At 64.7% G+C, this 759-nt stretch carries 1 protein-coding gene; it reads right to left on the bottom strand.

The genetic code is table 11. The annotated features are described in order from the left end of the window. Positions 1-602: biotin carboxylase N-terminal domain-containing protein (locus tag RHBS_RS28235; RefSeq protein WP_272913909.1), on the bottom strand; the 602-nt coding region annotated here is incomplete at its 3' end. Positions 603-759: the final 157 nt, after the last annotated feature.

The raw sequence follows: 759 nt of genomic DNA, 5'->3' as shown, positions 1-759 counted from the left end.
GGGTCGCCGAACGAGCGCTCGGCCTCGCCCTGGGTGCGTTCGAGGGAGAGTTCGAGTTCGTCTTCGTGGAAGACCTTGCGGATACCGCGGCCACCACCGCCCGAGCGGGCCTTGATGATCAGCGGGTACCCGATCGCCGCTGCGTGACGACGAGCGTCCGCGCGGGTCTCGACCGGTCCACCGGACCACGGTGCGACGGGGACGCCGACCTTCTCGGCGAGGAGCTTGGCCTGCACCTTATCTCCGAGCAGGCGCATCGCGTCGGCGGACGGGCCGATGAAGGTGATGTTCAGTCCGGCCACGAGATCGGCGAACGTCGGGTCCTCGGCGACGAAGCCCCAGCCGACCCACACCGCATCGGCACCGGACTCGACCAGCGCGGCCTCGAGGACGCCGTAGTCGAGGTAGGCCGATCCGGTCGCGGGCTTGCGCAGTGTGACCGCTTCGTCGGCCTGGCGGACGAACATGGCCCGCTTCTCCGCCTCGGTGTGCAGCGCTACGGTGCGGATGCCGTAATCGTGTTCGGCGTTGAGCTCTCGGACAGCTCGGATCAGCCGTACTGCTGCCTCGCCTCGGTTGACTACTGCAATCCGCTTGAACAACGTATCTCCCAGCTGAAGAAGCTTCGTGGCTGCGACCATCTTGGCCGGTACTGAATCAAGTAAACCAACGGAAGCACCAGATCCAGTAATTGTTCGACTGCAGAGTCGACTTCCTTGGCAAGACGCCGAAATTACCAGAATTAGCGACCCGTGAGCG

This window comes from Rhodococcus sp. BS-15 (assembly GCF_000813105.1).
Classification (GTDB): Bacteria; Actinomycetota; Actinomycetes; order Mycobacteriales; family Mycobacteriaceae; genus Rhodococcoides.
Note: the sequence above shows the minus strand (reverse complement) of the source record. Positions and strands in the feature narration are given on the sequence as shown.